At 65.3% G+C, this 24,968-nt stretch carries 22 protein-coding genes, 2 tRNA genes and 1 pseudogene; 21 read left to right on the top strand and 4 right to left on the bottom strand.

Going from position 1 to position 24,968, the window contains the following annotated elements; all coding sequences use genetic code 11:
- Positions 1-300 precede the first annotated feature (300 nt).
- Positions 301-858, bottom strand: coding sequence for a type IV toxin-antitoxin system AbiEi family antitoxin domain-containing protein (locus tag Q0X68_RS03930; protein WP_297747867.1), 558 nt, complete (start codon positions 856-858; stop codon positions 301-303).
- A 368-nt stretch (positions 859-1,226) separates the two neighbouring features.
- Between Q0X68_RS03930 and Q0X68_RS03925 the strand changes: the two genes are divergently transcribed.
- From Q0X68_RS03925 to Q0X68_RS03835, 19 genes and pseudogenes are all read left to right on the top strand, one after another.
- A tRNA-Gln gene (locus Q0X68_RS03925) sits at positions 1,227-1,308 on the top strand.
- A 118-nt stretch (positions 1,309-1,426) separates the two neighbouring features.
- A complete protein-coding gene (gene glmU, locus Q0X68_RS03920; RefSeq protein WP_297747864.1) occupies positions 1,427-2,887 on the top strand; it encodes a bifunctional UDP-N-acetylglucosamine diphosphorylase/glucosamine-1-phosphate N-acetyltransferase GlmU in 1,461 nt (486 codons plus the stop codon).
- Between the two features lie 5 nt (positions 2,888-2,892).
- Positions 2,893-3,870: a ribose-phosphate diphosphokinase gene (locus tag Q0X68_RS03915; protein ID WP_108870647.1), complete on the top strand. Its 978-nt coding sequence runs from the start codon at positions 2,893-2,895 to the stop codon at positions 3,868-3,870.
- Positions 3,867-4,250, top strand: coding sequence for a CrcB family protein (locus tag Q0X68_RS03910; RefSeq protein WP_297747859.1), 384 nt, complete (start codon positions 3,867-3,869; stop codon positions 4,248-4,250). Before Q0X68_RS03915 ends, Q0X68_RS03910 begins: the two co-directional genes overlap by 4 nt.
- On the top strand, positions 4,243-4,608 hold the full coding sequence (locus Q0X68_RS03905) for a CrcB family protein (RefSeq protein ID WP_297747857.1): 366 nt from the start codon (positions 4,243-4,245) through the stop codon (positions 4,606-4,608). The genes Q0X68_RS03910 and Q0X68_RS03905 overlap by 8 nt, the downstream gene beginning before the upstream one ends.
- Before the next feature lie 44 nt (positions 4,609-4,652).
- The gene (locus tag Q0X68_RS03900) at positions 4,653-5,837 is read left to right on the top strand and encodes an MFS transporter (RefSeq protein WP_297747854.1); all 1,185 of its coding nucleotides are present in this window, start codon (positions 4,653-4,655) and stop codon (positions 5,835-5,837) included.
- 149 nt (positions 5,838-5,986) lie between these two features.
- Positions 5,987-6,652: pseudogene (locus tag Q0X68_RS03895) on the top strand (ABC transporter ATP-binding protein); the annotation flags it as partial.
- Entirely contained in the window at positions 6,652-9,066 is a 2,415-nt protein-coding gene (locus Q0X68_RS03890; protein ID WP_297747852.1) for an FtsX-like permease family protein, read from the top strand. The pseudogene Q0X68_RS03895 and the gene Q0X68_RS03890, both read left to right, overlap by 1 nt.
- Before the next feature lie 233 nt (positions 9,067-9,299).
- On the top strand, positions 9,300-9,917 hold the full coding sequence (locus Q0X68_RS03885) for a 50S ribosomal protein L25/general stress protein Ctc (protein WP_297747849.1): 618 nt from the start codon (positions 9,300-9,302) through the stop codon (positions 9,915-9,917).
- Positions 9,914-10,489, top strand: a complete 576-nt coding sequence (pth, locus tag Q0X68_RS03880; protein ID WP_297747846.1) for an aminoacyl-tRNA hydrolase — start codon at positions 9,914-9,916, stop codon at positions 10,487-10,489. The genes Q0X68_RS03885 and pth overlap by 4 nt, the downstream gene beginning before the upstream one ends.
- Before the next feature lie 124 nt (positions 10,490-10,613).
- Positions 10,614-14,078: a transcription-repair coupling factor gene (mfd, locus tag Q0X68_RS03875; RefSeq protein WP_297747844.1), complete on the top strand. Its 3,465-nt coding sequence runs from the start codon at positions 10,614-10,616 to the stop codon at positions 14,076-14,078.
- Between the two features lie 53 nt (positions 14,079-14,131).
- Positions 14,132-14,638 carry a hypothetical protein gene (locus tag Q0X68_RS03870; protein ID WP_297747842.1) on the top strand — a complete coding sequence of 169 codons (507 nt, stop codon included), beginning with the start codon at positions 14,132-14,134 and terminating at the stop codon, positions 14,636-14,638.
- 39 nt (positions 14,639-14,677) lie between these two features.
- Positions 14,678-15,295, top strand: coding sequence for a MazG family protein (locus tag Q0X68_RS03865; RefSeq protein WP_297747875.1), 618 nt, complete (start codon positions 14,678-14,680; stop codon positions 15,293-15,295).
- A gap of 108 nt (positions 15,296-15,403) precedes the next feature.
- Positions 15,404-16,681 carry a phosphopyruvate hydratase gene (gene eno / locus Q0X68_RS03860; RefSeq protein WP_108870636.1) on the top strand — a complete coding sequence of 426 codons (1,278 nt, stop codon included), beginning with the start codon at positions 15,404-15,406 and terminating at the stop codon, positions 16,679-16,681.
- A 30-nt stretch (positions 16,682-16,711) separates the two neighbouring features.
- Positions 16,712-17,353, top strand: coding sequence for a septum formation initiator family protein (locus Q0X68_RS03855; RefSeq protein WP_297747837.1), 642 nt, complete (start codon positions 16,712-16,714; stop codon positions 17,351-17,353).
- A gap of 41 nt (positions 17,354-17,394) precedes the next feature.
- A complete protein-coding gene (locus tag Q0X68_RS03850; RefSeq protein WP_297747872.1) occupies positions 17,395-17,859 on the top strand; it encodes a DUF501 domain-containing protein in 465 nt (154 codons plus the stop codon).
- Positions 17,856-18,770 carry a Ppx/GppA phosphatase family protein gene (locus Q0X68_RS03845; RefSeq protein ID WP_297747834.1) on the top strand — a complete coding sequence of 305 codons (915 nt, stop codon included), beginning with the start codon at positions 17,856-17,858 and terminating at the stop codon, positions 18,768-18,770. The genes Q0X68_RS03850 and Q0X68_RS03845 overlap by 4 nt, the downstream gene beginning before the upstream one ends.
- A gap of 6 nt (positions 18,771-18,776) precedes the next feature.
- A tRNA-Leu gene (locus Q0X68_RS03840) sits at positions 18,777-18,850 on the top strand.
- Between the two features lie 98 nt (positions 18,851-18,948).
- The gene (locus Q0X68_RS03835; protein ID WP_297747830.1) at positions 18,949-19,839 is read left to right on the top strand and encodes a Bax inhibitor-1/YccA family protein; all 891 of its coding nucleotides are present in this window, start codon (positions 18,949-18,951) and stop codon (positions 19,837-19,839) included.
- Between the two features lie 70 nt (positions 19,840-19,909).
- On the opposite strand, the gene Q0X68_RS03830 is transcribed toward Q0X68_RS03835, so the two are convergent.
- Positions 19,910-20,596 carry an NUDIX hydrolase gene (locus tag Q0X68_RS03830; RefSeq protein WP_297747827.1) on the bottom strand — a complete coding sequence of 229 codons (687 nt, stop codon included), beginning with the start codon at positions 20,594-20,596 and terminating at the stop codon, positions 19,910-19,912.
- Between the two features lie 103 nt (positions 20,597-20,699).
- Here Q0X68_RS03830 and Q0X68_RS03825 point away from each other — a divergent pair, with 103 nt between their 5' ends.
- The gene (locus Q0X68_RS03825; protein ID WP_297747824.1) at positions 20,700-21,590 is read left to right on the top strand and encodes a neutral zinc metallopeptidase; all 891 of its coding nucleotides are present in this window, start codon (positions 20,700-20,702) and stop codon (positions 21,588-21,590) included.
- A 44-nt stretch (positions 21,591-21,634) separates the two neighbouring features.
- On the opposite strand, the gene Q0X68_RS03820 is transcribed toward Q0X68_RS03825, so the two are convergent.
- Together Q0X68_RS03820 and Q0X68_RS03815 are read right to left on the bottom strand one after the other, a co-directional pair.
- Positions 21,635-22,576 (bottom strand): hypothetical protein, encoded by a 942-nt coding sequence (locus Q0X68_RS03820; RefSeq protein WP_297747821.1) that lies wholly within the window; start codon positions 22,574-22,576, stop codon positions 21,635-21,637.
- A 7-nt stretch (positions 22,577-22,583) separates the two neighbouring features.
- Entirely contained in the window at positions 22,584-22,988 is a 405-nt protein-coding gene (locus Q0X68_RS03815; RefSeq protein ID WP_297747819.1) for an RNA-binding S4 domain-containing protein, read from the bottom strand.
- Positions 22,989-23,079: 91 nt separating this feature from the next.
- On the opposite strand from Q0X68_RS03815, the gene Q0X68_RS03810 reads away from it, so the two are divergent.
- Positions 23,080-24,918, top strand: a complete 1,839-nt coding sequence (locus Q0X68_RS03810; protein WP_297747816.1) for a DUF2207 domain-containing protein — start codon at positions 23,080-23,082, stop codon at positions 24,916-24,918.
- Positions 24,919-24,968: the final 50 nt, after the last annotated feature.

The raw sequence follows: 24,968 nt of genomic DNA, 5'->3' as shown, positions 1-24,968 counted from the left end.
TACACGTAAGGAGTCGTCGGCAGCGTCAGATGTGTATAAGAGACAGGTGTTCCGGCGCGACCTCGGCACGGATAGCACTCACATCGACGTCCTTGGTAGGGCGACGAACACCGTAGACCGCAAGCAGAGTTCCGCCCTTCAAGACGAAGTCATCTCTGTGCCCGATACGTATGAGGCGATCTAAGAAAGACTCGAGCAGGTGGCGAATAAGGTATTCCTGGGTAGGCGCTGGCTGTCCGGTTTTGCTCGCGCTGGAACGGGCTTTGGACTGCAGTGCGCTGAACACTTCGTCGCCACGCGTCATGACAGCGTTTCCAGAGCGCGAAGAACGGGATCCTTGGCTCGGGGGAGTTGCAGTGCGATCTGCATCAGGCGGCTGGGCTTCCCTCCGCGACGCAGCCACTCCTTGAGTGAGTCTCGCGCGATCTCGTAGCCGAGCTGGCCACGGAGGCGAAACGCGTCAGCGATGCAGCGTTCGGGGGAGTACAGCCCAATCGGCACATTCGCGCCCTCGACACGCATTTCATGACGTTCGAGTTCAAAGGTGCCGGCGTCGAACTGGTGCCAGGTGATCGCTTGCTTAGTTGCCGGGGAACGGGCACCGCGCGGGATCGCGATGTCGAGCGTCGCGGGGATCGCGTCGATCAGATCGTGGTGGGCGAGCGCGGAAGCGAGGCAGATCGTTGCGTCTGGGCGTCGCGTGGCTGCCTCAACCAAGCCCCAGTCCATGGCCGGGGCGTCCGCATGGAGGTAGATGCCGCGCGCAATGCGAACCAGTTTGCCCGCGTCGGCACCTCGGTAGAGGCCGCTACGGGAAAGGCCAGCCCGATCGGCGGTCGATGGGGTGATGGGAGGCATGGTGTCAGCTCACCCCATCTGGAATGAATCGCACACAGATAAGTGTATCTGTAGACGTTTTGTTCCGAAACATCTGATTGTCACCTTCCATCTCCTTCCTCATCTTCACTATGGCTGCCAGCCCTCCCGGATTCCCATCCGGGAAGCGATCTGTGGAAAACCCAATCGACCCGAGCAGAAACTGCAAAACTCGCCAACAGTTGCTTCAAACCACCGATTTTCGGGGTCTTAGCGGGCACTGTTGGCGAGTTTTGCAGTTCATCGCCCGCAGCCGCTCCCCACACGACGTCCAACGCGCCGGCTCGCCGGAGAAGTGGTCAGTATGGCCGGGCTGCAATACACTGCTGTGAGTCCCTTCGAGGGGCGATACCCCGGTTGGTCTTTCGGCAGGGCCCGCCTGACTTTGAATCAGGATTAGCGAAGTGGGTTCGACTCCCACCCGGGGTGCCACTACACCAGGCGCCACCCGCCATCTGTACTGGGTGCGTGCCGCTGCCTCGACTGATCCAAGACACAGCGACGCAATGCGCAGTAGAGTGAGTAGCGCACGCCGGAGTTAGGAGCGCTCTTGACTGATCTCGCACCAGTGTCCGCAGTCGTTGTCCTCGCTGCAGGTGGCGGCACCCGGATGAAATCAAAGAAATCGAAGGTGCTGCACGAAGTAGCTGGCAAAACCATGCTCAGCTACGCGGTCTCCGCTGCCGCCGCGCTCGACCCGGAGCATCTCGTCGTTGTGGTGGGCAACAAGCGCGAGCAGGTCGTCGAGGAGCTCGGGCGCCTCAACGAGTCGGTCACCTCGCAGGTCCAGGAAGAGCAGCGCGGCACTGGCCACGCGGTCCAGTGCGGGCTCACCGGCCTAGACAACATCCAAGGCGATGTCGTCGTCACCTACGCTGACGTCCCGATGCTCACCGGTGACACCCTCCGCCAGCTCGTCGCCGTGCACCGCTCCCACAGCAACGCCGTCACGGTGATGACGGCCAACGTCGACGACCCCACCGGCTACGGACGCATCCTCCGCGACGGCGACCGCGTGCGCGGGATCGTCGAGCATAAGGATGCGACGGAAGAGCAGCGCGCCATCACGGAGATCAACTCCGGTATCTACGTCTTCGACGCCGAGACGCTGCGGGCCGGCCTCGCCAACCTCGACGCCGACAACGCCCAGGGTGAGCTCTACCTCACCGACGTGCTCACCCACGCCAACGGCACCGGCCAGCAGGTTGGCGCCTACGTCACGGAAGACCTGTGGCAGGTCGAAGGCGTTAACGACCGCGTCCAGCTCGCCCGCATGAATGCCGAAATGAACCGCCGCATCCTCGACGAATGGATGCGCCAAGGCGTCACCATCATCGACCCCACCACCACCTGGATCGACGTCGACGTCGACCTCGCCCAGGACGTCGTGCTCCACCCAGGCACCATCCTGCAGGGCGCCACCACCATCGGCGAGGGCGCCATCATCGGCCCTAGCACCACGCTCATGGACGTCGAGGTGGGTGCGGATGCCGAAGTCATCCGCACGCACGGCTCGTTCGCGGTCATTGGTGAGGGAGCCACCGTCGGGCCATTCAGCTACCTTCGCCCCGGCACCATCCTGGGTGCTGACGGCAAGATCGGCGCGTTCGTCGAGACGAAGAACGCCAAGATCGCCCCGACAGCGAAGGTGCCGCACCTCACCTATTGCGGCGATGCGATCATCGACGAGGGCGTCAACATTGGTGCCGGCACCATCTTCGCCAACTACGACGGCGAGAAGAAGTACACCACCCACGTCGGCAAGGACGCATTCGTCGGTTCCAACTCCGTGCTCGTCGCACCCGTCGACATCGCCCCCGGCGCCTTCGTCGCTGCCGGATCGGCGGTCACCGACGACGTCCCCGCCGGCGCACTTGCCGTCGCGCGCGGACGCCAACACAATTCTGAGGGCTGGGCCGCAAAGCGCCGACCCGGCTCGAAGTGGGATCAGGCCGCGGCCGCCCACGATGGATCCATCAACCCCAAGGTCGCCGAGTCACGGGAGCACTGAGAATATTGAGCACGGAATTCGCCTCGAACCAGAAGCACCTGATGCTGTTTTCTGGTCGCGCCTACCCTGAGCTTGCCGAAGAAGTGGCCAGGCTGATGGACCAGGAACTGGTGCCGACTCGGGCCATCGCGTACGCCAACTCTGAGATCTACGTGCGCTTCCAGGAATCCGTTCGCGGCAGCGACGCGTTCGTCATTCAGTCGCACACCGCACCGGTCAACGAGTGGCTGATGGAGCAGCTCATCATGGTGGACGCGCTCAAGCGAGCTTCCGCCAAGCGCATTACCGTCGTCGCGCCGTTCTACCCCTACGCCCGCCAGGACAAGAAGCACCTTGGCCGCGAACCCATCTCCGCCCGCCTCGTGGCCGACCTCTTCAAGGCCGCCGGCGCCGACCGCATCATGTCCGTCGACCTCCACGCCGCGCAGATCCAGGGCTTCTTCGACGGCCCCGTCGACCACCTCTGGGGCCTGCCCGTGCTGGCCGAGTACGTCAAAAAGAAGTACAACGACGAGAATCTCGCCGTCGTTTCTCCCGACGCGGGCCGCGTTCGGTTGGCGGACATGTGGACCGACAAGCTGGGTGCCCCGCTGGCGATCATCCACAAGCGTCGTGACCCGAACAAGGCCAACACGGTGGCCGTGCACGAGGTCGTCGGTGAGGTAGAGGGCCGCACGTGCCTGCTTGTCGACGACATGATCGACACTGCCGGCACCATCGTGCAGGCTGCCGAGGCGCTCAAGCAGCGCGGCGCGAAACGGGTCATCGCCGCAGCCACGCACCCCATCTTCTCCGGCCCCGCCGTCGAGCGTCTCAACAACTCGGGCATGGAGGAGATCATCGTCACGAACACCCTCCCCACCGACGGCCACGACGAGATCAAGAACCTCACCGTGCTCTCGATTGCCCCGCTGCTGGCCCAGGCCATCCGTGAGGTCTTCCTCGACGGCTCGGTGACGTCGCTTTTCGACGGGCAGGCGTGAGCCAACCGGCATCCCTACCGTTTGGGGCAAAGCTCCTGCTCGTGTTCTTGGGGGGCTGCGTCGGTACCGGCCTTCGCCACGGGCTCGACTTGCTCGGCGGTGGGTACGTTTCGACTCTGATCATCAACGCACTCGGCGCCTTCCTCCTCGGTCTATTCACGAGCTGGGTGGTTCGCTTCCCTGGCCCCCGCGGGGGCGCATACCGGTTGTTTTTCGCGACGGGAATGCTCGGCGCATTCACTACGTATTCGGCGTATGCCGTCGGCTGGGCGGCGGATGAGGAACACGTGGCTGCGCAGCTTATTGCTGCGCTGGTGCTGTTGCTGATCGGACTGTTGATGATCGCGCTCGGATTGCGGCTGGGGCGGCGCGATGACTGAGTTCCTGCTGGTCATGGTTGCGGGCGGCTTGGGCGCGACGGCGAGGTTCCTCGTCGACTCCTGCCTCGCGCCGCTCAACCGCCATTTCCCCACCGGAACCCTGGTGGTCAACGTGCTGGGCAGCTTCGCGCTGGGGGTTGTGATGGGATTGGGAGCCAAGCACACGCTGACGCCGACGGAAGTTGCTGTGCTGGGCGCCGGCTTTTGCGGTGGCTTCACGACTTTCTCGACGGCCGCCCTCGACGCATTGCGGCTCTTCGTCGCAGGGCGAAGCCGGACGTTCTCGGTGTATTGGCTCTTGGGCTTCGTGATATGCGTGGTTGCTGGCGCCATAGGGTGGGCCATCGGCGCGGTCTAAATGCTTGCAACGAGGCAGGATAATCCGGTTACAATCCGGAAATTGTGAACTCGTATTGGGGCCTGCTGAAGACGAAGGGCGTTGCGCGCATCGTCGCATCACAAATCTTCGCGCGGTTCCCCAGCGGCATGATTTCGCTCGGCCTGCTCATCCACGTCGAGCGGCTGTTTGGCTCCTACGGTGCCGCGGGCCTTGTGCTGGCCGCGACGTCTATCGGCCAGGGTGTTGCTGGGCCGTTCACGAGCCGTCTGATGGGGCGCATTGGAGCCCGCACGGTGCTCGTCTCCACCACCCTCATTTGTGCCGCGTCGCTGCTGGGCATCGCCTTTTTCCCGATGCCACTTGCGGGCACGATCGTCGTGGGTCTCGTCGCGGGCTTCAGCTTCCCGCCCGTACAGCCGGCGGTGCGGACGATGTACCCCAAGCTGGTAGACCCGAGCAAGCTTTCACGGTTGTTCTCTCTCGACGCATCCGCGCAGGAGATCATTTGGGTGCTAGGGCCGATGGTTATCACCCTGATATCGATGCAGATCTCGTCGGTGGTGGGGCTCGTCGTGTGTTCGGCGATGCTCGTCATCGGCGGCGCCTGGTTCATCTCCGCGCCCGAACTCGGCGAGGTGAAGTTCGCGCCGAGCAGCGGCAATTTCGGGGCGGTGCTGCTGCGAGGCCCCGTCGTGCTCGCCACCGTCGTCGGGTTTCTCATGATCGGCTCGACGGCCGCGATCGAGGCTTCCGTCGTGAACCGTTTCGGCGAGGGCGGGCTGCAGGCCGGGCTCATCCTCGCGGGCATGTCGGTGGCCTCGCTCGTCGCGGGCATGATGTTCGGGCACCGCGAGTCGGGAAAGTTCACCCTGTCGTTGTGGATGGGTGCCATGCTCGTCGGTTCGTTGGTGGCAGCGCAGGTGCTCTCGTTCCCGTCCACGTTTGTGGCGATCACCGTGTCTGGGCTGGGCATGGCCCCCGCGCTGGCCATCATGTTCTCGCTGATTTCGTCGACGATCAGCTTCGAGCAGTCCGCCGAGGCCTACGGGTGGGCCAATACCGGGCAGTTGGTGGGTGCGGCCGTCGGGTCCGCTGCCGCTGGCTTCGTGATTGACCACTCCGGCTCCTCGGGAGGATTCCTCGTCGCCGCGGTGCTGGCCCTGCTCGCCGCGCTGGCGCCCATCGCGTTCTACAAGGTGCGCGACCACCGACGCGGACGCCTGCGCCGAAATCGTCCTCTGGGCTGACACCAGCGCGCCTTGGTTGCGATTACGATACCGACATCGATCGTGATGAAGGAGCTCACATGTCTGCCATGCCGGTTCAGCAACGAGCGAACGCTCCCGCTATTTGTGGCGCCACGCATCTGACGAAGGTGTACGAGTCCGACGGCGGGCGCGTGGTGGCGGTCAACGACGTGTCACTGCAGATCCAGCAGGGGAGCTTCACCGCGATCATGGGGCCGTCCGGTTCCGGAAAGTCGACGCTCATGCACCTGCTCGCGGGCCTCGACCGAGCAACCGCGGGCAGCGCCTTCGTCGGGCCGTACTCCTTCCAGCAGATGTCGGAGGCGCAGATCACACGCGTGCGCCGCGATCACATCGGCTTCGTGTTCCAGTCGTTCAACCTGCTGCCCACGCTCACGGCGGAGCAGAACATTCGGCTGCCGCTCCAGCTGGCGGGGCGCCGCGTCGACGAGAATCATTTCCGCTTCATCGTGGAGTCGCTGGGCATCGGTGACCGGCTGCTGCACCGCCCCAGCCAGCTCTCCGGAGGACAGCAACAGCGCGTCGCCATCGCACGCGCACTCATCACGAAACCCCACGTCGTATTCGCCGACGAACCCACCGGCGCGCTTGATTCCAAGGCCGGCAATGCGCTCCTCGGCTACCTCCAGCGCGCGGCGCGCGACCACGGCCAGACCATCATCATGGTCACGCACGACCCCTTCGCCGCCGCCTACGCGTCGCGTGTCCTCATGCTTCTCGACGGGCGCATCGTCGACGACCTCGCATTCCCGACGCCACAGCAGGTGATGAACAAGCTCGCGGAGCTCGGCTGATGTGGCGCTTGAGTGTCGGGGAACTGCGGCAACGCCCTGGGCGCTTCGCCGCCACCTTCATTGCGATTGCACTCTCGGTGAGTTTCCTCGTCGCGCTCTCGACGATGGTGCACACCGAGGCGCGGGCTTTCGCGATGCGCACGACGCTGCCCATCTCGCAAGCCGACCTCATCGTGAACGCCAGCTACTCCCCAAACAGTGAGGAGGTGCTCGAGCGCATCCGTGCCGTCGATGGTGTCACCGCGGCCATCTCGGCGCCCCAAGGTACGAACAACATCCTGGACTTCGACGGTCGATCAACGTTCGTGAACCTCTACGACACGCCGCCGAAGGAGTTTCGGTGGTCGAGCATCGAGGAAGGCGGATTTCCGGAGCGCGACGGTGAGATCGCGCTGTCGGCGAGCTTGGGTAAGAGTTTGGGGCTAAAGCTCGGCGATTCCGTGACGGCCGGACAACGCGCGTACAAGGTCGTGGGCTTCACCGACGACGCCCGATCCCTCTTCGACCAAGTGGGGTACCTGCCCGCAGACAGCGACCGATTCGCGGCCAGCGCCAGCCCCTGGATCATCAAGGCCGACGACGACCTCGACGCCGTAGCAGGTCGCATCCTCGCGGTGGTGCGAGCCGACGAGGAACTGGCTGATGCGACGGTGGAGCGCGTGCAGGACTTCCGCACCAAGGACGTCGGAGCCATGGTGGATTCCATCGCCACTGCCACCTCCGCCACGTACGTCTTCGGCCTGCTCGCACTGATTATCGGCGCCATCATCATCAGCAACACGTTCACCATCCTTGGGGCCCAGCGACGCCGCCAGGTGGCATTGCTCCGCGCAGTGGGTGCCTCTCCTGGGCAGGTGCTGGTCAAGTTAGTGGTGGAAGGGTTACTCGTCGGCATCATCGGCTCATTGGGCGGGTTGTTGCTGGGCGTGTTGTTTGCGGTGCTGGGAGCTGCGGTTACGGGTGCCCTGCACTTCGGGCTCGCGTTCTCCTTCACTGACTGCCTCTGGCCCTTCTTGGGTGGTGTCATCGTGACGTTGATCGCGGCGGTGGGACCGTCGGTGCGGGCGTCGCTGGTGAAACCGCTCGAAGCGCTCCAGAGCGTGCCCACACCGAGGCAGCGGCGCGCGGCCGGCGTCGGACGCATCGTGATCAGCGTCGTGCTCCTGATCGGCGGCGTGGCATGTTTCTTCGGGAGCCGGACAGAAACGTGGGGTGTGGTGTTCGGCGTTGGCGCGATGGGATTCTTCAGTTTTACGCTGTTGGTGGCCGCGCCGCTCTACGTCGCGCCCCTGTTGCGGTTGGGTGGAGCGCTGCTGGGCTGGGCGCATCCGACGGTACGCCTGGCATTCGATAACGCTGCCCGCAACCCCAAGCGGGCAGCCTCCACCGCCGTCGCGCTCATGCTGGCGGTCGGCGTGACGGTGTCGTTCCAGACCGTGCTCGCGACGGTGCGCGATTCCGGTGAGCGATTCCTCCGCGAGTTTTATCCCGCCGACATCCAAGTCATCGCGCCCGAGGGTCTGCCCGACGAGCTGCCAGCGCAGCTCGACCAGCTGGGCGCGGTGCGGGACAGCGTCGTGATTCCTACGAAAGAGGTGGAGCTGTCTTTACACGGTGTCGAAGAGACCGTCGAGGTGCATGCCCGTGACAACGCCTTTCGGGTCATGGGCATTGACTACATGCCCGCTGTGCCCAAGGGGCAGTTCGTCGGTCCAGGGGAGACGCTCGTGGTGCCGTTGAAAGATGGAGGGACCGCGACGCTGAAAGCAGCCGCGCACGATTGGTTTGGTGCGGTCTCGTACGTCGTGTCGGATGCAGACTTCGCCAATATTGACGCGCCTGAGCGCCAATCGATGTTGTGGATCAGGATGGCTGATCGGGCGTCGCGCACCGATCTCAGCCAGATTCAGCAGCTGCTAGCGCCTCATCAGGACCTGACGGTCATCACCGACGGTGCAGAGATCGCGATGGTGCTGCAGTCGGTGCTGGATGTGGCGCTGATCGTGCTCACGGTGTTGTTGGGCGTCGCGGTGCTCATCGCCCTCGTGGGGGTGGGAAACACGCTCGGCTTGTCGGTGCTGGAGCGACAACGCGAGTCGGCGCTGTTGCGCGCCGTTGGGATGCAGCCGGCAGGCCTGCGCCTGATGCTGCTCGTGGAGGCGATGGCGCTGACGTTCGTCGGCGTGTTCGTCGGCATCGCCGGGGGAGTGTTGTTTATGTGGATCGAGTTCACATCGATCGTTGCCTCGTTCGGGGAACTCGGCATCGAAGGAATCCCCTTGCGATTCGGCGTCGACGTGCGCGCCACCGTGATCCTCATCGGCGTGTGCGCGCTCGCTGCCGCCCTGGCGTCGGTGTTGCCTGGGCGGCGGGCGGCGAAGGCGGCACCTGCCGAGGCGCTCGCCGTCGAGTGATCATGCCCAGCTAACCCAATATCCACATGCGTTTGCTGATTTGGGCCAAATCGGGCGGTTCTGACAAACGAATGTGGATATCGGGTTAGGTTCGCGGAGTAGACCCGTGTTTGGGGGTGGGTGCTCTTCGGGGGTACACTCGACGAGTTGCCTGGCGAGGGACGAACAGTCCGTGATCGACGAGCTCCTTCAACAGGCGTGAGCATGTCCGCCTTCGTTGAAAGGAACCCCCCATGGCAGACGTTGAAATCAAGGCCACAAAGCGCACCGAGTTCGGTAAGGGTGCCTCGCGCCGCGCCCGTCGCGACGGCCAGACCCCCGCTGTGCTCTACGGGCACGGCTCCGATCCGTTGCACCTGCTCCTGCCCGCGAAGGATCTGTTCCTGGCGCTGCGTACCGCCAACGCGCTGTTCCGCATCGAAGTTGAGGGCGAAGAGAAGCCCGTGCTTGCCCTGCCCAAGCAGGTGCAGCGTCACACCATCCTGCCTGAGGTGGAGCACGTCGACTTCATTCTGGTGAAGGCTGGTCAGAAGGTGGCCGTGGAAGTTGCCGTCGTCATTACCGGCGAGCCACAGCCTGGCCTCATCGTGAACCACGACCTCATCGCCGTCCCCGTGCTCGCACCGGTTGCCGACATTCCGGAGCAGGTCGAGGCGTCGGTGGAAGGCCTCGAGGTGGGCGCCAACGTGCTCGTCTCCGACATCAAGTTCCCCGGCGAGGTCGAGCCGGACATCGACACCGACACTCTCGTCGCTTCCATCGTGCTCCCGGACGAAGAGCCCGAGGAGCCCGAGATTGAGGAAGAGAGCGAAGAGGCTGAGGGCGAAGCCACGGAGGAAGCGGCGGAGTGACCGACCGCTTGGTGCTTGTCGTCGGGCTTGGGAACCCAGGCCCGACGTACAGCCCCACCCGGCACAACGTCGGGTTCTGGGCCGTGTCGGACTTAGCGGACCGCCACGGCTCCTCCTTCTCCATCAACTCCCGCATGAAGGCGGAGGTTGCCACGTTCGTCCGCCCCGAAGCGAAATATGTGGTGGCCAAACCCACTACGTTCATGAATGTGTCCGGCGAGGCGGTCGGGGCGCTGGCGCGCTTCCACAAAGTACAGCCCGCCGACGTGATCGCGGTGCACGACGAACTCGATCTCGAACCGTCGCACCTGCGCCTCAAACTGGGCGGGGGAGACAATGGCCACAACGGCCTGAAGTCCATCCGCGCGCACCTGGGCACCGGCGATTTTCATCGCGTGCGCGTCGGCATCGGCAGACCGCCCGGACGGCAGCCGTCGGCGGATTGGGTGCTCGCCAAGATGCGCCCGAAAGAACTCGACGAGATGCGCGTCGACGCCGCAGTGGCCGCCGACGCCGTCGAGTATCTGGTACAGCACGGGCTCGCAGCCGCCCAGAACAAGTTCAACTCCTGACCTTAGGTGGTAGTTCTGCGTCCGTGTATGGGCGCAGAACTACCACCTAAGCGGCATATTGGGTTCCAAGCGCTGCGCGAGGAGCACACATGCCGCTGTCACAGCAACCCCCTAGGATGGTGGTGTGAAGTTCCCCGGACTACTGCAAGCCCTCACGTCGGATCCGGCGCTTCGCAATACCCTCGACGACGTTCGCCGCCGGGGCGTCACGGCACTCGATCTCTCTGGGGTGCCCGCGTATTTCCCCATCCTCACCGCCGCCATCGCGGAACAAGGCTCGACGGTGTTGGCCGTCACCTCCACGTACCGCGAGGCCGAGCAGCTCGTCGACGAGCTCTCCACCTGGCTGGGCGGCGACGAGGTGGTGTACTTCCCGGCCTGGGAAACGCTCCCGCACGAGCGTCTCTCACCGCGCGCGGACACCGTCGGCAAGCGCCTCGCCGCGCTGCGTCGCATCGCCTCTGAACGCCCGCCGCAGGTGGTCGTCGCACCCGTGCGATCCGTGCTGCAACCCCAAGTCAAAGGGCTGTCGCAGATGCAGCCCGTCACGCTCACCGTCGGGAAGGAATACGAACTCACCGACGTGCAGCAGGCCCTCGTCGACGCCGCCTACTCGCGCGTCGACATGGTGGAGCGCCGCGGCGAGTTCGCGGTGCGAGGCGGCATCATCGACGTGTTCCCACCCACCGCTGAGCACCCCTTCCGCGTCGATTTCTTCGGCGACGAAGTGGACGAGATCCGCACGTTCCACGTCGCCGATCAGCGCTCCACCGGCGACACCGTCGACGAGGTCATCGCCGCGCCCTGCCGCGAGCTGCTGCTCACCGACGACGTCCGCGCCCGCGCGAAAGCCATCGCCGCACAGCATCCCGAACTGGGCGACATGCTCGGCCGCATCGCCGAAGGGCAAGCCGTCGAAGGCATGGAGGCGCTCATCCCGGTGCTCGTCGACGGGGTGGAGCTGCTCGTTGACGTGCTGCCGCAACGTTCGCTGGTGCTGGCCATCGCGCCCGAGCTCATCCGCACCCGCGCGAGCGAGCTCGTCGCCACCAGCCGCGAGTTCCTCGACGCCAGCTGGGCCGCGGCAGCCGGGGGAGGCACGTCGCCCATCGACCTCGAAGCATCCGCCTACTGGGAGCTGGCCGACGTGCGCGACCACACGCTCGCGCTCGGCCACAGGTGGTGGCAGCTGAGCCCATTCCAAACGGATGTCGACGACGAATACTCCGCCGAAGGTGCGCACCACCGCAACTTCGACGTCGCACCCACCGAGACATTCCGCGGCAACTCCGACGCGGCGATCGACCACATCCGCGCCCGCGTCGCCGACAGCTGGCGCGTTGTGCTCATGGTGGAAGGCAAGGGCCTGGCCCAGCGCCTCGTCGAACTGTGCGCTGAGCAGGGCGTTCGCGCGTCGCTGGATACCCTCGACGGGGAACCCGCGGCAGGGAGCGTCTCCGTCGTGGTGGGGCGGGCCATGGCGGGTTGGCGCGCGGACGGGCCCCGGGTTGAGCTCATCACGGCCAGCGAGCTCACAGGCCAGCAGGTCCGCGACCAGCAAGAACGACGCCTCCCGCGCCGCCGCAAGAACCGCATCGAACCGCTCGAGCTGAAGAAGGGCGACCTCGTCGTCCACGAGCAGCACGGGGTGGGGCGCTTCGTCGAATCTGCGCAGCGCATCGTGCACGGCGCCGCGCGCGACTACCTCGTCATCGAGTACGCGCCGAGCAAGCGTGGGCAGCCTGGGGATCGCCTATTCGTGCCGATGGATCAGCTCGACCAGCTCTCGCGCTACGTCGGCGCGGAGACGCCGTCGCTCGACAAAATGGGCGGTGCCGACTGGACGAAACGCAAAGCCCGCGCCCGGAAGGCCGTGCGCGAAATCTCCGCGGAACTCATCAAGCTGTACGCGGCGAGGCAGGCCACGAAGGGGCACGCCTTCGCTCCCGACAACGATTGGCAGCGCGAACTCGAGGACGCCTTCTCCTTCGTCGAAACCCCCGACCAGCTGTCGGCCATCGAAGAAGTGAAGCACGACATGGAATCCGTCGTGCCGATGGACCGCCTGATCTGCGGCGACGTCGGCTACGGCAAGACGGAAATCGCGGTACGCGCCGCATTCAAGGCGGTGCAAGACGGCAAACAGGTGGCGGTGCTCGTGCCGACGACGCTGCTTGTCGGACAGCACTACGAGACGTTCGCGTCGCGCTTCGCAGGGTTCCCCGTCCGGGTGGCGCAGCTGTCGCGATTCCAAACCGACGCGCAGGCCAAGCGCACCCTGGAAGACCTGGCGAAGGGCAAAGTCGACGTCATCATCGGCACCCATCGCCTGCTCAGCAAAGAGGTTGAGTTCAAAGATTTGGGCCTCGTCATCATCGACGAGGAACAGCGCTTCGGCGTCGAACATAAGGAGCGCCTGAAGTCGATGCGACTGAACGTCGACGTGCTCACCATGTCGGCGACCCCCATCCCGCGCACGCTCGAAACCTCCATCACCGGCATCCGCGAGATGTCCGTCATCGCCACCCCGCCGGAAGAACGCCACCCGGTGCTCACCTTCGCCGGCCCCTACGACGACGCGCAGGTGCGGGCGGCGATTCGTCGCGAACTCGCCCGCGAAGGCCAGGTGTTCTACGTGCACAACCGCGTGAGCACCATCGAGAAAACCGCCGCCCACCTGCGCGAGATCGTCCCCGAGGCCCGCATCGTCACCGCCCACGGGCAGATGAACGAGAAGCGCCTCGAGCAGGTGATGCTCGACTTCATGGAGCGCCGCGCCGACGTGCTGCTCGCGACGACCATTGTCGAGGCCGGTCTGAACATCCAGACCGCCAACACGCTCATCATCGACCGCGCCGACAACCTCGGCCTCTCCCAGATGCACCAGCTGCGCGGGCGCGTCGGGCGATCCAGGGAGCGCGGCTACGCGTACTTCCTGTACCCGACGGACCGCCCGCTGAGCGAGACCGCGCACGAGCGGCTCGCGACGATGGCGGCGAACACCGACCTCGGCGCCGGCATGTCCATCGCCATGCGCGACCTCGAACTGCGCGGCGCCGGCAACCTGCTGGGCGAAGACCAGTCGGGCCACATCGAGGGCGTCGGGTTCGACCTCTACCTGCGCATGGTCGGCGAAGCCGTGCAGGCCTACCGCGGCGAAATGCCCGAGGCTGAGCCGCAGATGCGCATCGACATCCCCGTCGACGCGAACATCCCCGACGACTACATCAGCTCCGAGCGCCTGCGCCTCGAAATGTACAAGCAGGTGGCAGAAATCCGTTCCGACGAGGACATCGACGCCGCGCGCGCCGAGATCACCGACCGCTACGGGCCACTGCCTGCACAGGTGGAGAATCTGCTGGGCGTCGCGCACCTGCGCAACCTCGCGCGCAAGGCCGGGGTCGAGGAGATCGCGCCGGCGGGGAAAGTGGTGCGCTTCGCCCCCGTCGAGCTGCCCGAGTCACGCAAGCTGCGTCTCGAACGGCTATATCCGGGATCGAGGATCAAGCCTGGTTTCATCATGGTGCCGAAACCCGACGGCGACTACCTCCCCTGGGCGACGACGCTCGTCGAGCAAATCTTCGGCTGACCCAGGCGGCGGGAGTGAATCCCAGTTGCCCTGCGGCTGGTAGGGTACGGCACGTGAAGAAGTCTGCTTGGAAACCGCTGGTTGGTGTCGCTGCCGCGAGCCTGTTGCTCGCTGGGTGTGCACACTCCCCGAACAACGCGGCCGTGGTTGGCAACGAAGTGGTGAAGGCGGATGCCGTCACCGACGTGATGGAGCAGTGCGGCGACTACGTCGCGCAGGCGCCGGAGAGCACCATCGCCGTGTACTCGGCCTTCGGCAAGCTACTGGACCACGACGTGTTCAAGAACTCGGCTCCTCCGCGCGGCCAGATTGAACAGACCATCCAGCAGCAGCTCCCGCAATACGCATCGAACAAGGTCTGCCACGACTTCATCGTCGGCCAGATGTCGTTCGACGCCGCACTCGCCCAGCTGCAGCAGACGGTCTCACCCGACGAATTCACCGCCGCGCTGCAGACCCTCGTCGACGAGGTTGAGCTCAACCCGCGGTACGGCGATCTGAAGCTGCAAGACGGACAGATGACCATCGACAGCGGCTCGCTGTCTGTACCCGCCAAGTAAGTAGTGCCTGACGACCAGCTGCAGCGGCTGCGCCAGATCATGGAGCAGCTTCGCACGGGCTGCCCCTGGGACGCGGAGCAGACCCACGAGTCGCTGCTGAACCACCTCATCGAGGAAGCCTGCGAGGTGGTGGACGCCGTCGAGGACGGCACCGACGATGACCTGCGCGAGGAGCTCGGCGACGTGCTCCTGCAAGTGTTCTTCCACTCCCGCATCGCTGAGGAGGAAGGTCGCTTCTCCATCGACGACGTGGCTCGCGGCATCGCTGACAAGCTCGTTCGCAGGCATCCGCACGTCTTTTCCGATACCCCTGTGCCCGACGACATGTGGGCCAACTGGGAACAACGCAAGGCCCAGGAGAAGGGGCGCAAGTCGGCGCTCGACGGCATCGCCCACTCGATGAGTGCGATTGCCCGCGCGCACAAGGTGATTTCCCGCTCGCGTTCGCACGGCGTCGAGATTGCACTCCCAGCTGCTCCGATCACCGAGGACGAGGTGGGGGAGCAAATCGTCGCGCTCGTGGCGAGGGCGCAGGCTAGCGGCATCGACGCCGACGCGGCCACGCGCAAGGCGCTGCGGCGTCTCGAAGCAGACGTGCACCAGGCGGAAACTGCAAAACTCGCCAACAGTGCCGTCGAACCCGGCGAAAACGCCTAGTTTGCTCCAACTGTTGGCGAGTTTTGCAGTTTCGCTGGCCGGCTCTGGTGCCCTAGAAGAAGGGCACTAGACTGGCAGTGTTCAACGCCAACATCCGAAGGGACTTTCATGGCTTACATCGAGTTCATCCAGGCTCGCGAAATTCTCGACTCCCGCGGCAACCCCACCATCGAGGTGGAGGTTGAGCTTGACTCCGGCGCACTCGGCCGCGCGGCCGTGCCGTCGGGCGCATCTACTGGCGCCTTCGAGGCCGTCGAGCTTCGCGACGGCGACAAGGGCCGTTACCTCGGCAAGGGTGTGCAGACCGCCGTTTCCAACGTCGGCGTGATCGCCGAAGAAATCGAAGACTTCGACGCCAACGATCAGCGCGCCATCGACAACGCAATGCTTGAGCTCGACGGCACCGACAACAAGGGCAAGCTCGGCGCCAACGCCATCCTCGGCGTGTCGCTCGCCGTCGCCAAGGCTGCTGCCGACGAGGCCGGCCTGCCGCTGTACAAGTACATCGGTGGCCCCACCGCGAACGTGCTCCCCGTGCCGATGATGAACATCCTCAACGGTGGTTCGCACGCCGACTCCAACGTCGACATCCAGGAGTTCATGATCGCCCCCATCGGCGCCAACTCTTTCGCCGAAGCGCTCCGCATGGGCGCCGAGGTGTACCACGCGCTGAAGAAGGTGCTGAAGGATCGCGGCCTGTCCACCGGCCTCGGCGACGAGGGCGGCTTCGCCCCGAACCTGGAGTCGAACCGCGCTGCGCTCGACCTCATCGTCGACGCGATCAAGGATGCTGGTTTCAAGCCCGGTGAAGACATCGCCCTCGCCCTCGACGTGGCTGCATCCGAGTTCTACGAGGACGGCTCCTACAACTTCGAGGGCGCTAAGAAGACCCCTGAGGAAATGTCGGCCTACTACGCGGAGCTCGTCGACGCCTACCCGCTGGTGTCCATCGAAGACCCGCTGAACGAGGAAGATTGGGACGGCTGGAAGACCCTCACCGAGCAGATCGGCGAGAAGGTGCAGCTCGTCGGCGACGACCTGTTCGTCACCAACGTCACCCGCTTGCAGAAGGGCATCGACACCGACACCGCCAATGCGCTGCTCGTGAAGGTGAACCAGATCGGCTCGCTCACCGAGACCATCGACGCCGTCACCCTCGCGCACCGCAACGGCTACTCGACGATGATGTCCCACCGCTCCGGTGAGACGGAAGACACCACCATCGCCGACCTCGCCGTCGCGCTGGGTTGTGGCCAGATCAAGTCCGGCGCACCGGCTCGCACCGACCGCGTCGCGAAGTACAACCAGCTGCTGCGTATCGAGGAAGACCTCGACGAGGCAGCGCACTACGCAGGCCGCGCGGCATTCCCGCGTTTCCAGGCCTGATTGATTTCGCTGCACGCATAGTATTGGCGCGTGGCGAAAACTAGTCCTGCAGGTAGTGGTCCGGGTCGCGGTACTCCGCGGTCCCGGACCACTGCGCGTCAGGAGCAGCGCACGCATCGCGAGCGCTCCACATCGGCCGTAGAGAACGAGCCTGAGCGCACCGCACACCCGACGACGACCCCCGCCACCATGATGCGTGCCCGGGGTATCACCTGGCGACTGGTGGTACTCACGGCCGCGGTGTTGGGCACCATGATCTTGCTCGGGCAGAGCCTGCGCATCTACTTCATCCAAGCCGGCCAGATTGCCGAAGAACGCGAGCGCATCGCCGCGACAAAGAAGACGATCGCGCAGCAAAAGGACGAGGTCGAACGGTGGAACGACCCGGAGTACGTGCGCGCGCAGGCTCGCGTCAGGCTCGGCTGGGTGATGCCGGGGGAGACGGGCTATCGCGTGATCGGCCCGGACGGGAAACCCGTCGACGGCTCTGAGACGGTAGGGTCCCTCGTCGAAGCACCCAAAGGCCCTTGGTATGAACAGATGTGGACATCGGTGAAGGTTGCCGACGAACCCGCGGAGGATCCCGATTCGAAGCGCCCTGCCGACGACGATAAGGTGATCGGATTGGAGCCGGAGGGCGAGAGCCCGAAGCCTTCATCGACACCATCGTGAGGAAGGACGCCGTGGGAGTCACCGAAGAAGACCTCGCCATCATGGCGGCGCAGCTCGGCCGTGAACCACGCGGCTGCGTCGACGTCGCCTGGCGCTGCCCGTGCGATAAGCCCGCGGTGACGCGCACTGCGCCCCGGCTGCCGAACGGAACCCCGTTTCCCACCACGTATTACCTCACCTGTCCGCGGGCGGTGTCGATGATCGGCACGCTTGAGGCCTCCGGGCTGATGGCCGAGATGACGGAGCGCCTGCAACACGACGAAGAACTGGCCGCTAAGTACCGCGAGGCGCACGAGTCGTACCTCGCCGACCGCGAGGAACTCGGCCACGTCGAGGAGATCGACGGCAAGACCGCCGGCGGCATGCCCACTCGCGTGAAGTGCCTGCACGTGCTGGTGGCGCACGCCCTCGCCAAGGGGCCGGGCGTGAATCCGCTGGGCGACGAGGCACTGGAGCGCCTAGGCGAGTTCTGGGAGAAGCCGTGCCGCGTGGAGGCGGACCAGTGAGCGGGCGCACCGTCGCAGGCATCGACTGCGGCACCAACTCCATTCGCCTGGTCATTTTTCGCGTCGACGACGGTGAGGTCCGCGAGCTCGCGCGCGAGGTTCGGCTCGCCAGGCTCGGCCAGGGCGTCGACGCCACCGGCGAGTTCCACCCTGATGCACTGGCGAGAACCTTCGCCATTTTCGACGAGTTCCGCGCGCTGATCGACGCGCAAGGCGGGGCCGAGCTGCGCGTGGTTGCCACCTCGGCGGCCCGCGACGTCACCAACCGCGACGAATTCGAGCGCGGCGCCCGCGAACGGCTGGGCGTGGACGTCGAGATCATCTCCGGCGAGGACGAGGCGCGGCTGTCGTCGCAAGGCGTGCTGTCGGGCGTCGAGGCCGAATCGCCGGCGCTCGTGATCGACATCGGCGGCGGCTCCACCGAACTCGTCCTCCTCCACAGCCGCGAGGTGACCCACGCGGTCAGCCTCAACGTCGGCGCGGTCCGCATCCATGAGCGCTTCTTCCGCGCCGATCCTCCAACTCCCGACGAGGTCCGCGCAGCGCGCGCTTGGGTGGGCGAGCAGATCGACAACGCCGGCATCAACTTCACCGAGGTCGCCACGGCGATCGGCGTGGCGGGCACGGTCACCAGCTTCGCCGCGCGCAAGCTCGGGCTGCTGCGCTACGAGCGCAGCCAGATCCACGAAACGCTCCTCACCCGCGACGATATCGTCGCCTGCAGCGACCACTGGCTCGCCACCAGCACCGACGACATCGCGCTCGAGCCGTGCATGCACCCGCTGCGCGCGCAGGTGATCGGAGCCGGTGCCATCATTCTTGACGAGCTCTCCCGCCGGGTGCCGGGTGGCTCGATCCTCGTCAGCGAGACCGATATTCTCGACGGTGTAGCGCTCAGCATGCTCCACTAGAGAAACGCCCTCGTAGCCCAACTGGCAGAGGCAGGCGGCTTAAACCCGCCCCAGTGCGGGTTCGAATCCCGTCGAGGGCACCGATGCGCCAATGCTGTATTGAGTGTCAAACAACACTCGAGATTGCTTGGCTGTGCCGTTACCATGGTTATGGACGCACTCCGAAGGAAGAGAGCCAATGGCAAATCCCATTTTTGGTCGCGGCGAAGGGTTCACGAAGTACCAGCAGCCGCAGCACTACCCCCAGCAGGGGTACGGTCAGCCCGTCGGATACGCCCAGCCAGGCGGTCACCCGCAGCAAGGCTACGGGCAGTACCCGCAGCAAGGGGCGTCGTACGACCCGTACACCCAGCAGCCGTTCCAACAGCAGCAGTACCAGCAGGCTCCGGCCGGTGGAGTGATGACGTACGACGACGTCATCGCCAAGACGGGTATCTCGCTGGGTGCTGTGTTCCTCGTCGCCGCTGTCGCATACTTGTTCACGCCGCCAGAACTGACGTTGGGGCTGTGGATCGTCGGTGGCCTGGGCGGTTTCATCACCGCACTAGTCGTCGCGTTCAAGCGCAACATCGGGCCGGTCTCGCTGGGCATCTACGCCCTGTTCGAGGGTCTGTTCGTCGGCGCTATTTCGAAGTTCTTCGACACGATGTGGCCAGGCATCGTCATGATGGCGGTGCTCGCAACGTTCGTGACTGCTGGTGTGACGCTCGCCGTGATGAAGTTCGCCAACATTCGCCTGGGCGCGAAGTTTAAGCAGATGGTGGTCGTCGCCACCTTCGCCATCGCCGGCGTGATGCTGCTGAACCTGGTGCTCTACCTCTTCGGCGTCGACCTCGGCCTGCGCCAGGTTGGCCCCGGCGCCGGGGCGCTCGCCATCGGCTTCTCGCTGCTGGCCGTGCTGCTGGCGGTGTTCAACCTGGTGATGGATTTCGACGCGGTCCGCGTCGGCGTCGAGAGCGGTGCTCCTGCCAGCGAATCCTGGCGCGCGGCCTTCGGCATCACCGTCACCATGGTGTGGCTGTACGTCGAGATCCTGCGGATCGCCTCGTACTTCGCATCGTCTGATTAATCTGTTCGACGAGTCGACGCCGCTGCCAGCACCCGCGCTGGTGGCGGCGTCGTCGTTGTTGGGGGGGCTGTTACGCCCACACCCACAGCTTGCGCGCGTATTGCGCGAGCAGCGTGTGGGAGCTGTTCGTCCAGTGGTGCTGTCGCCAGGCCCGCAGCGGCACCCACTCAGCTATCTCGGTGGACCCTCCGACGTCGTGCACGACGGGATCGGTGGGGTGCTCGCAGCGCCCTCCGTAGATGAAGCGCAGCGCGTGAAAATCCTCCAGGCGCCCGCTCAGCGAACGCCCGATCCAGTGCTCAGATTCGAGGGCGAGGAGCCGGTCGATGATGATCGATTGCCCCGTCTCCTCGTAGATCTCGCGCAGCAACCCATCCGACGGTGACTCGCCCGGGTTGATGCCCCCGCCAGGCAGCGCCCAAACCCCGGCCGCGTGCGACTGCGCGGAGTTCACGGTGCCGAGCAGCCCCCGTTCCGAAAGAATGAGCGCATACGCCGCCTGGCGCTGCACGGGTACGAGCGTGTCTTCGTTCGGGTCGACGTGCACCCGGAAGCGTGACTGTGGCCGGTTGTCGGCGGGCACCACCTCACGCACGAGCGCCTTGTAGACGATCTCGTCGTCGATCAGCTCGGCGGATAGGGGGCGTAGCTGCACATAGCCGAGATCGAAGAGCGTCACCGCGGGGTGGGCACCGTGCTCGACGTGAAAGTCGACGACGGGGCCACCCACCGGGGTAGTCACTCCAACGACACGCATTCTTCAACCCTAGCTCTACCCCCAAGTGCCACAGGTGGCGTTGTGTGCGGCGAATGCGGCTGGGAACTGGGTAGCATGAGTGCACATTGATCGGAGGGTTGGCATGGAGTTCAAAGACAGCGCGAGCATCGACCAGTCGCGTGTGCGTTACGGCGGGTCGGGCCGCGGGAGAGGCGGACGGCGCGGCGTCGCCGTCGGTGGTGGCGCAGGCGGGATCCTGCTCCTGCTCCTGATCTTCCTCGGCCCGCAGCTGGGCATCGACCCCAGCGCTGTGCTTGGTGGCGGAGAGCCTCAACAGCGCGGGGGCGCGTCGGGACAGGTGGCGAACAAGCCCGAATGCAAGACGGGTGCCGACGTCGACCGCGACCCCGAGTGCCGCTGGCCCGCGTATGTGACGGCCATCGACGGATTCTGGGAAACCCAGGTGCAGGGCTATCGTCGCTCCGAAACGCAGTTGTTCAGCGGGCGCGTTGAGACGGCGTGCGGCGTTGCCAGCTCGCAGGTGGGCCCGTTCTACTGCCCCGGCGACAGCACGGTGTACATCGACACCGACTACATGGGCAAGCTGCTCGACCAGCTTGGCGCCCAGGGCGGCTACGCGGCCGAGGCGTACATCATCGCCCACGAGTACGGACACCACGTGCAAAACCTCACCGGCGCGCTCGCGAAGAGTCGCCAGGGCGCGCAGAAGGGCGCCAAATCGGGCTCGGTACGCGCGGAACTGCAGGCCGACTGCTACGCGGGCGTGTGGTTCCACCACACGATGCGCGACAAGAACTCGCTCATTCAGAACGTCACCCAAGACGACCTCAACCGCATCCTCGACGCGGCCCGCGCCGTCGGCGACGACCACATCCAGGAGCAGTCGATGGGGCAGGTCATTCAAAATGAGTGGACGCACGGCTCATCCGAGCAGCGTCAGCGTTGGCTGCACGCAGGCTTCCAGTCGGGCGACGTGAACGCCTGCGACACCTTCAACACCGACAACCTCTAAGCACTCCTGCCACCCGGTGACCCCGGGGCGCTCACCGGGCGGGGTCAGTTGTCGGTGAGTGCTTCGTCGATGTTGTTCCCGGCGAGGTCGGTGTGCACGGTGCGGGTGCCGCAGCGGATCGTCATGATGGGCTCGAGACGTTCCGGGGGCTGCGCGACGGTGAGCTCGCACGCCTCCTGGGAACTCTTGCGGGCGTTCGACACTGCCAGCACGGCTGATACCGGGTCGATGAGCGACGCCTTGAAGCGCAGCTCCTCGGTGGTGCCGTCCTTGCGGGTTTCGAAGGTGGGCACGTGGTCTTTACGGATTCGGGTGACGATCTCGTCGCCATCGGTGGTGAAGGCCCAATAGCCGCGCTCCTTGCTGAAGCCGAATTGGGTGATGTATTGGTCGCCGGCGGTGACGGCGGCCAGGCCCGCCGCGACGTCGCTCGGTAATGTCACTCCGATGGCGGGGACGGGGGTGGCGTCGCTTTGGAAAAAGACGGTGACCGTCTCGGGGCGTGACGAGATGGATTGTGTGATGGCGGCGCGGCCGTACTCCTGGATTTGGTAGACGAGCTCACCCTTCACGCCGAGCTGTTCGGCGTGAAGGAACATCGTGCCGAGCTTGTCGAGCGGGAAATCGGCGGGGGAGAAGGTGTTTTGCTGAAGGTATTGGAAGTCGATGGTGGCCGTGTCGAGTGCGTCGTTCGCCCACTGGTACGCGATGGGTTTATCGTCGGCGCCCAGGGCGATGAGCGTGGCGGATTCGGGGGTGACGTCGAGCTTCAGCGCCGGACGGTGGTGCGCGAGCTCGTCGAGGGCCTGCACTACGCGCATCGCGTTGTCACCGTCGGTGAGCTTCCCCGTGATCGCCAGTGGGCGAGGGAGCGTCGACGGGTCGACGGACTGGGCGGGGGAGGGCGGTTCGCTGGGGGATGTGGGCGTGAGTTGGCATCCGGCGAGCAGGAGCGCTGCGACGGCGACTACGAGCGGACGGGACATCACCGGGTCAGTCTAACTCCGTGCGGGTTCCCCAACCGGAACGCTGCTGGGGGTCACGGCCGCGCAGTCGATCGATCTGGCGGCGGTCGCGTTTCGTCGGTCGCCCAGCGCCGCGGTCTCGTCGCGCCTGCGGAACGCTCAGGTATGCCGGGCGTGGCGGAGAGTGGTCGATGTAGCAGGTAACGGCGATCGGGGCGCCCACCCGCTTGGTGATGACCTTCGTCACCTCGAAGCGACGCTCCCAGCCGGGCTCGCGGATGGTCACGATGTCGCCGGGTTTCACCGAGTGCGCCGGTTTCACACTCTCGCCGTTGAGGCGCACGTGTCCGCCAGTAACGGCCTTGTTCGCGAGCGACCTCGTCTTAGCGAGCCGCACGCTCCACAACCACACGTCGAGTCTTCCACCCGTCATGCGCGCAGAGTCTACCTGCACGCCGAGGGCTCGTCGGGGCTAGCCCGGCGCCGGTAGCGCAACGGTGTACGGGTCAATATCCTCAGGGGGCATGAGAGAGCTTCGGGCCGTGCGGCCGACCGTGAGAATCGTCTTGACCCTGCTGCTGGCGACGCTGATCGCAGGCTTGGCGCAGCCGGCGCAGGCTGCAGACGAGCGGATCGAGTCGCTGGACGTGGAGTACGCCATCCAACCCGATGGCACCGTGCGCGTCACCACCACCATCGATTGGAACTTCGGAAAGTTGGGCATGCATGGCATCGACTGGGCATTCCTCACCCGCGAGGAGTGGAGCGGTGACGACGACAAGGTCGTGCTGTCGCCGGTGAAGAACATCAAAGTGTCCAGCCCGACGGGTGCCCCGGCGACGTTCAGGGTTCGCACCGAGGAGAAGGGATGGCAGGAGTGGGCCAGGGTCATCGTGAACGAGGATGGGCCGACACTCGATAAGTCGCGCCACACCTACGTCATCCAGCACACACAGAAGGGTGCGCTGCGCACATTCGACGGCAAACCGGAGCTCCATTGGGACGTCACCGGGGTTGACCTACCGCCCATCGTGCAAGCGACGGTAAAGGTCACGGCACCCGGTGGGGTCACGGAGGCGATCTGCCATCCGCCCTCGGGCGTAGACTGCAGCGTCGACGCCAAGGATGGGGCTACGACGTTCAGTGCGCAGGCAGTGAGCGGCATTCTGACCATCTACGCCGGGCTCGTGCCTGGCCAGGTGGCGAACGCACAGCCCATCTTGGAACCGAAACCGAACCTGGCAGACAACCCGGTCTTCAAATTTGTGCGCTCCTCTGTGGACTCCTTTGTGCACTCTCACCCCACGCCCTCCGGGCTGATCCTGGCTGCCCTGGGGGTCGTGATCTCGGCGTGGGAGTCGGTCAAACTACGGTTTAGCGAACGCCCGAAGGACAAGCGCTACCTCAACGCTCCGCCAGGCGACATCGTCGATGGCGGCTCCGTCAGCACGACGCCGCTCGCCGGCGTCATTCCCGTGCGATTCGTCCCGCCTGAAGCCACGCTGGTCGAGGCCGGTAAGGCCCTCAACCGACGCCTCACGGGGTCGACCCTGGCGGCAACCATCGTCGCCGCGGTGCTGGATGGTGCCGTGAGCATCACGACGAATCCCCGCAGCGTGCGAAAAAAGGACGTGGAGAAAGCGACGGGGGACGCCAGCGTTATCTTCAGCAACGCCGACTCCGCCTCTTCCCAGAAACGCACCGCACGCCGCGCGTACCAGAGGATGATGGACGACCTGCGTCTCCGAGGACGCCGCGTGCTCGACCCACAACCGAAACCAGTCGTGAAAAACGGCCCCAAGAATGGCATCGGACTCGCGGTCATTGCTTGCGCCGCTGCCGCGATGCTCCACTGGCTGGAGGTCCCCCGCATCTACGTCGTGTTGGTTGGCGTGTTCGCCGCTGGGTTGCTGCTGGGCTGCATCATCTTCTGGATCATGGTGCCCAAATTCATCGTCCCTCGCACCGCACTTGGCACTGCTATTTACGAGCAAACGGAAGGGTTCCGGCAATACATTGCGAAGGCGGAATCCCACCAGCTGAACTTCGAAGCCGACCGCGACATCTACACCCGCTACCTGCCGTGGGCCGTGCTGTTCGGGCTCACCAATCGCTGGACGAAGTTCTGCAAGCAGCTCGCCCTCGATGGGAAGATCGACGAGCCTGATCTCGGTTCCACGCTCGACAATGGCGCGCTGCGTGACCTTGAGCGCACGTCGCGCCGCTTGGATAGGCGCGACCGCGACAGTCGACGGAGATACCAGGAGATGCCCATCAACACCGGATCCGGTTCGGCGAGCAGCTCTGGCCGCCGCGGCTCGAGCGGCAGCGGCGGCGGAGGCGTCAGCGGAGGAAGCCACTAGTCAGCAGGCACCTCAGGGCGTCGATGGTGCAAGCGCTTTGTAGGATTGCT

Source organism: uncultured Tessaracoccus sp., assembly GCF_947286155.1.
Lineage (GTDB): Bacteria > Actinomycetota > Actinomycetes > Propionibacteriales > Propionibacteriaceae > Arachnia.
The sequence above is the reverse complement of the archived record's forward strand: the minus strand, read 5'-3'. Positions and strand labels throughout refer to the sequence as shown.